Annotated in this window: 6 protein-coding genes and 1 tRNA gene; 3 read left to right on the forward strand and 4 right to left on the reverse strand. The window is 49.0% G+C overall.

Annotation, left to right across the window (positions count from 1 at the left end; all coding sequences use genetic code 11):
* Positions 1-2: 2 nt before the first annotated feature.
* The gene (locus tag ACM64D_RS09530) at positions 3-584 is read right to left on the reverse strand and encodes an inner membrane-spanning protein YciB (protein WP_415062974.1); all 582 of its coding nucleotides are present in this window, start codon (positions 582-584) and stop codon (positions 3-5) included.
* Positions 581-1,936, reverse strand: a complete 1,356-nt coding sequence (locus tag ACM64D_RS09535; protein WP_415062975.1) for a dihydroorotase — start codon at positions 1,934-1,936, stop codon at positions 581-583. The genes ACM64D_RS09530 and ACM64D_RS09535 overlap by 4 nt, the downstream gene beginning before the upstream one ends.
* Positions 1,937-2,029: 93 nt before the next feature.
* Between ACM64D_RS09535 and ACM64D_RS09540 the strand changes: the two genes are divergently transcribed.
* Both ACM64D_RS09540 and ACM64D_RS09545 read left to right on the forward strand, forming a co-directional pair.
* Positions 2,030-3,007: a hypothetical protein gene (locus ACM64D_RS09540; protein ID WP_415062976.1), complete on the forward strand. Its 978-nt coding sequence runs from the start codon at positions 2,030-2,032 to the stop codon at positions 3,005-3,007.
* A gap of 3 nt (positions 3,008-3,010) precedes the next feature.
* A complete protein-coding gene (locus tag ACM64D_RS09545; RefSeq protein WP_415062977.1) occupies positions 3,011-3,745 on the forward strand; it encodes a HEAT repeat domain-containing protein in 735 nt (244 codons plus the stop codon).
* Here the strand turns inward: ACM64D_RS09545 and ACM64D_RS09550 are convergent.
* Together ACM64D_RS09550 and ACM64D_RS09555 are read right to left on the reverse strand one after the other, a co-directional pair.
* Complete coding sequence (locus ACM64D_RS09550) at positions 3,742-4,254, reverse strand: hypothetical protein (protein ID WP_415062978.1); 513 nt, start codon at positions 4,252-4,254, stop codon at positions 3,742-3,744. The two genes, ACM64D_RS09545 and ACM64D_RS09550, sit on opposite strands and share 4 nt — an antisense overlap.
* Entirely contained in the window at positions 4,226-5,668 is a 1,443-nt protein-coding gene (locus tag ACM64D_RS09555; RefSeq protein WP_415062979.1) for a hypothetical protein, read from the reverse strand. The genes ACM64D_RS09550 and ACM64D_RS09555 overlap by 29 nt, the downstream gene beginning before the upstream one ends.
* Positions 5,669-5,857: 189 nt before the next feature.
* On the opposite strand from ACM64D_RS09555, the gene ACM64D_RS09560 reads away from it, so the two are divergent.
* A tRNA-Met gene (locus tag ACM64D_RS09560) sits at positions 5,858-5,934 on the forward strand.
* Positions 5,935-6,070: the final 136 nt, after the last annotated feature.

Consider the following 6,070-nt stretch of genomic DNA (forward strand, 5'->3'; position numbering starts at 1 on the left):
GGTTATTTTTGATTCAAGACAGATTTTCTTAAAAGAAGACCTTCGATGCCTAAATAGAGGATAAAGCTGACCGTCAGCCCAATGCCTTTAAGCAGCGCCCAGTCTCGAGTGCTCCAAGCCAAGGCCGCCCAAACGGCAAGGCCGGTGTGAATGGCAAAGAAGAAGCCCGAACGAATGGTCAGACCTTTCATTCGAGATTTAATGAAGTCAGGGAATTGGTGGCCTTGTTGTTCTGCGAGATACACCAGCAAAGGTTTTCCCATGATCACAGACCCCCAAAGTAGCAGAGCAAAAAAACCTTCCATCAAAGCGGGTTGAAGTTTAAACCAAATTCCCTCAGAGGAAATTAAAGAAATTCCTCCCAGAAGTAAAAGAAGTCCATTTCCAAACCAAGTGATCTTTTGAACTTTCTTGTGTTTGTAAAGCTCCCAAGCGATCTCGCCGACCCCAAACACCATTCCGGCAACAAGCCCGGCCAAGGTGCCATAGTATTCTTCAATCAACGTGAACGCGATGACGGGCAGAAGTCCTGCAAAGAAAAGTCCGGCCGCTTGATTTTTGGGATTCATAGGAGTGGAATTCATTTCATCGTTTCCGTAAAGTTGACAGGGCGCCCCTGCGGAGTCATTAAAACCTCATCGTTTTCCATCACTAGATTTCCGCCAACAACCGTGTGAGTCATCCAACCCGTCACAGTCATGCCGTGGAAAGGTGTCCAACCACAGCGACTGGCAATCCAGGAGTTGTCGATAGTTTTTACTTTTTTAAGATCCACGATGGTCACATCGGCGTCAAACCCCTGGCGCAAACGGCCCTTGTTGTGGACTCCGAAAACGCGACATGGATTTTCAGTGACCATTTCAACAAAACGTCGCAAGGTCAGGCGACCGTCATGAACGTGATTGAGCATGATCGGTACAAGCGTTTGAACTCCGGGAACTCCCGAGGGGCTGTTCGGATAAGGACGCTCTTTTTCTTCGCGAGTGTGGGGAGCATGGTCGGAGCCAATCACATCCACCGTGCCATCCAAGACCGCTTTCCACAGGCGATCAAGGTGGCGTTTTTCCCGAATGGGCGGATTTTGTTGAGCGTAATTACCTAAAAGATCGTAGCAGTCCGGCGCAAATAGAGTTAAATGCTGAGGCAAAACCTCCACCGAAGCGATGTCTTTATGGTCCTTGAGAAGGTCCATTTCCTCCGCCGTTGAAATATGCAGAACATGAATCTTACGTCCTGTTTTGCGTGCCAGTCGGAGCAAACGTTGGGTTGAGTTCACAGCGGTTTCGACATCTCTCCAGACCGGATGGTAATGGGGATCGGCCATGTCCACGGCAATATGCTTTCGTTCGCGCAGTCGCATTTCGTCTTCACTGTGAAAGACCACGCGGCGATGGCCTTGATTGAGGATGCGTTCAAGGGTGGCGTCATCTTCAACCAAAAGATTTCCGGTGGAGCTTCCCATGAAGATTTTTATTCCCGAACAATGAGGCAGAAGTTCGAGTTGAGCCAAATTTTCAACGTTGTCGTGAGCGCCGCCAATGAAAAAAGCGTAGTTGCAGTGGGCTCGACCGTGGGCTCTTTGCAGCTTTTCGGCAAAGGCCTCTTGAGTCGTGGTTGAGGGGTTGGTGTTTGGCATTTCAAAAATGCTGGTGACACCCCCTAAGATGGCAGCGCGGGTTCCAGTTTCAAGGTCTTCTTTGTGAGTCAATCCTGGTTCGCGAAAATGAACCTGGCTATCGATAACCCCGGGGAGGACATGAAGTCCCTGGGCCTGGACTACTTTCGTCGCGGGTTCGCGAATGGAATCACGTATCTTTTCAATGCGTCCATCGCGAATAGCGATGTCTGCCTGCTGCTCGATCAGACCTGACTCTGAGGGGTGGGGGAGTAAACAGGTTCCGCCTTGAATAATTAGGTCGTAGGGTCGTTGAGACATAGTTCACCTCGGACTTAAGAATCCACCGTACCACCAAACACCTTCCAAGGTCCAGCGTTGACGGAGCTCTTGGGATAGGGGAGAATTTGAATTGTGACAATTGAAAAATTCCTCTCCTTTTGGAGTCAGCACAATACCGCCATTATTGAGGGCCTCGTTGCTCTTGTAATTTTTCTTTCACTTGTTTTGGCTTATCGCAGTTTTTTTGCGAAAAAATCCAAATCTGAAATGGGCGAGGCAGGGCAAGGCCTTGATGCGGCTCAATTAGAAAAAACTCTGCAAAAAATTCTTGAGAATCAAAGTCAGGCGGCGGCACAAAAACCTTCTCGCCCCGCGGTTACCGAAGATCTTGAGATGGACATGGATCTTGATGCGCTCGAGAAAAACTCTTTGTCCTCAGCGGCGGAGGCGCCCGCTCAAGTGGCGGGGGAGTCTGCGGCGGAGGTTGCTCAGCTTCGGATGTCTTTGGGTGAGAGTCACAAGAAAATTGAAACTTTACAGGCGCAGCTTCAAGAAGCTTTGCAGGCCGCGACGGATGCGGCCAATATGAATGCTCCTGCTGCGGACGCTGGTGACGGAATGAGCGCTGCAGAAAAAGAATCTTTTGCAGGAAAGATTCGAGACCTTGAAGCGCGATTGGCTGAATATGAAATTATCAGCGAAGATATCGCAGACCTGTCTCGTTATCGTGAAGAAAATGATCAGCTCAAAAAAGAGCTTGAAGCCTTGAAAACTGGTGGCGGTGCTGCGGCGGTCGCGCCTCCAGTCGCGGAAGTTGTTACGGAGCCGGAACCGACTCAGGAAGAGCCTCCTGCTGTCGTTGAAGTGGCGGCACCAGTTGAAGAGCCCGTCCCTGTCGTTGAAACTCCCGCAGCCGATGTGTCGGCAGGGGGCGCTGACCTTATCGACGATGAGTTGATGAAGGAATTTGCGGCGGCGGTGGAAGGTCAGAAGAACCTGAGTAAAGTGGCAGAAAAGGCCGGCGACGGCTCTGAAGCGGCAAAAAAATCAGGGGATGAAACAGACCAACTGATGAGTGAGTTTGAAAACTTCGTAGCAAAGAAGAGCTAAACCATGAATAAGATTATTGTGACCTCTGCATTACTTGCTGGACTTTCTTCAAGTGCTTTCGCGGTCGGATTAAGACCTTCATCTAGTGCTTTAACTTCTGCGATCGAAGTTCTGAATCTTCCCGGTGAAAATCGCCGCATGGTGATTCGGGGGCAGGGTGATAAACACTATCAAAATTTTATTTCTGTGGCCTTTAATGAGGCTCAACCCATGAGCCTTCGTTGGCGAGCTTTGATGGCGGCGGCGGAAGCCAAGGGCATGCAGGCGACGGCGGATCTTGTGAAGGCGGGGGCGCACAAACAATGGTACATGAGAAATGCAGCCTTGGTTGCGTTAAGTGAAGTGAACCCAGAGCAGGGTGAGAAGCTGGCGCAAAAACTTCTTAAGGACAAAGCCCTGGTGGTTCGTTCGGCGGCAGTGAGTGTGCTTGAAAAAAGCAGTTCAATGACTGTTCGTGAACTTTTGTGGGAAGAGTTGAATCAGGGATACAATTTCAAAAATTCGCAAAGCCTTTGGATTCGTCATCAAATCGTGGAAATTCTGGCGCAAAAACCGATGGATCGTGAAATAAGAAGTTTTGCGCAACTTCTTTCTGATAAAGATCAACGGGTGCATTTGCCTGCGGTTCGTGGTTTGGAAAAGTTAACGGGGATTAAGCTTGGTGGTGGACAGGAAAAACCGTCGGCTCTTGTTGGACTTTGGAAAAACTATGTTAAAAAAGAAGCGATCGAGCTTTAATTCGCTCGCTTAAGGGCTTCGTTGACGATGAGCTCTCGCTCAATACGGTAGAAAATAATTTTCTCTTCCAAACCATCACTTTCCATGGGTTCGGGCTCAGAGAAAAAGTCTCGTAAAATCTCCATCTTCTTATCGACGGTCACACGCACGGACTCACGTCCTTCAGCTTTGCCGCGGGCAAAAGTCAGGATCAGCTTATAGCGGATGCCGCTAGAAGGGGGACGTTGTTCATTTGGGGGAAGCCATCCATCAATGCCCTTGATGTATTCGGTTTCAATAATCCCAGTGTCTTGGTTTTCTTGAGCAATGGGATACTTCAGAACAGAGTGAGCCGCTCTCCAGACAGAATCGTAAGAGGCGAAGAAGACTTTCTGTTTATTGATTTGCGCCATGCGCGTGTGTGCGGAAGGTTTTTTATCAAACAAGCTGCACCCAAAAAGAGTGCAGCCTGTGAAAATCACAAGTCCAAGAAGGATTTTTCTAGAAAGAGATTGAGCTGTGTGTGACATGCGTTGCGGCTTCGATCATAGCAGGTCCCACCGGCACTTGTGAAGCAGTTTGGGAGCCTACGAAATTAACCTCCCAGCGCTTTTTGCCAGGGATCGCCGTGTCCTCAGGCCATTGGGGAAGCTTCATGCGCTCCAGCCAATTTTGTGAGTAAACTTCCCACTGCGGATGAAGGACTTTCACTTTTGCGGTTCCTTGCATCACTTCCTCCACCTTGGAAAGAATAGAGTAGGTCGCAATCGGATTGACGCCATCAACTGTGTTAAATTTAGGCATTAAAACCTCTCCATCGCTAGCAAGTGTAGGATCGGGGATCAGAGGCAGCATCTTGGGGGCAACACCTGAAGCAAACGGAAGTAAGGTCGCACTCATACGATCGCCGCCGCTTTTCATGTCTGCGGTTTTTTTCAGCACTCCAAGGATCATTTGTTCTGAGTCCGGCATAGTGTTCAGAGTCAGCTTTTGTCCTTGAGTGGTTTTCTTCACATCCGTGGGGATCATGTAGCCTGATTGTTTGGCGATACCCACGGCGAGGAACATTTCATCGGCGCGGAATTGAGGAGCGACCAGTCCTTTAGAGTCCGTGAAGTTGATTTCGCGGGTGGGCATATCCAACTTTGTTTGGGCTGATTTTACTTCGATATCGCGAACGGCTCCGCCATTGATTTTGAAATCATTGATAAGTTCATAGAACTCGGCTCCGTTTCTGAGGGCGTCGACCGTGGATTTAAATGGGAAGCGTCCGCGGGCAGCAAAAACGCGATTCACGCCGGTTTGGCCGTAGTAAATGCGATAAGTGGGTTTATCCAGCGTGATCGTGAATAAAGAATATTTCTCACTTTGACGAGGCAAAGAGATGTTTGCGGGAACATCAATGTCTTGGCCCATGGCTGTGATGCGATCGAATTGGGGGCTGATAACATTATTAATGTCGAAAGCCATCAAATCGAGTTTTGAGAACGCGGGCATCACAAGACCGAAATCGACAAGACCATCTTTGTCTTGAATGGGGAGGCCTTGAGTGCCGCCGCGAACTTCGTATTGAGTTTTTGTGGGTTGCTGGCGCAGTTTGATCGTCAAAGCACCGGGTTCTTGTCCCATATAAGTGCTGCGCACATAACCGGGAGCTTGAACGGTGATGGTCAGTGGCGTCGTCCATGCGGCGGGAATTTCCACTTGGCCGGATTCGTTAGCGGTCAGGAAGTTACCTTCAAAAGGAGCATTGAGAGCATCGCCGATCAGGATTTGTGCTCCCGCCAGAGGCTGATCGTCTGTGGATTTAATAGTGATAAGGTTTGTTTCTTGGGTCCAGAACAGACCCGCAATACCGTCGGAACCTGGCTTTTTTGGCTTGGAATCCTTGGAACAGCCAATAAGCAGCGCCGGCACCGCCAGTGCCATCATGAGTTTTTTCATAGTAATTTCCCCCTCCATGGTGGTTTTCTTACATCCTCTGTTATTGCATTGTGGAAACAGGGGGGAGGTCAAGACCTAAGGCGAGGTTGTGGGCAAAAAATTAAAAAAGCCACTATAACGCAAAGCCCATCGTTGACATAACACGCTCCCCCAATTAAAAATCCTGTCTCACGCAAACGCGTTACGTGTGGTGGGGTAGCTCAGCTGGTTAGAGCAACGGAATCATAATCCGTAGGTCGGCGGTTCAAGTCCGCCTCTCACTACCAATTTTAAAAAGCCTGGCAGTCGCCGGGCTTTTTTTTGTCAAAAATTTGCGGGATTCTTCTAACAAAACTATTTTTGTTCTGCGGTTCTCTTCACGCAACTGTTGATAAGTTCAAAAATTCCTAAAAAGACAAGTAG

Source organism: Bdellovibrio sp. (genome assembly GCF_047637665.1).
In the GTDB taxonomy this organism is placed as follows: domain Bacteria; phylum Bdellovibrionota; class Bdellovibrionia; order Bdellovibrionales; family Bdellovibrionaceae; genus Bdellovibrio.

What these genes read in the sequence shown, in the direction of transcription:
- ACM64D_RS09530 (WP_415062974.1), bottom strand. Translation starts at nt 584, where the DNA reads ATGAATTCCACTCCTATGAATCCCAAAAATCAAGCGGCCGGACTTTTC.
- ACM64D_RS09550 (WP_415062978.1), bottom strand. Translation starts at nt 4,254, where the DNA reads ATGTCACACACAGCTCAATCTCTTTCTAGAAAAATCCTTCTTGGACTT.
- ACM64D_RS09545 (WP_415062977.1), top strand. Translation starts at nt 3,011, where the DNA reads ATGAATAAGATTATTGTGACCTCTGCATTACTTGCTGGACTTTCTTCA.
- ACM64D_RS09535 (WP_415062975.1), bottom strand. Translation starts at nt 1,936, where the DNA reads ATGTCTCAACGACCCTACGACCTAATTATTCAAGGCGGAACCTGTTTA.
- ACM64D_RS09555 (WP_415062979.1), bottom strand. Translation starts at nt 5,668, where the DNA reads ATGAAAAAACTCATGATGGCACTGGCGGTGCCGGCGCTGCTTATTGGC.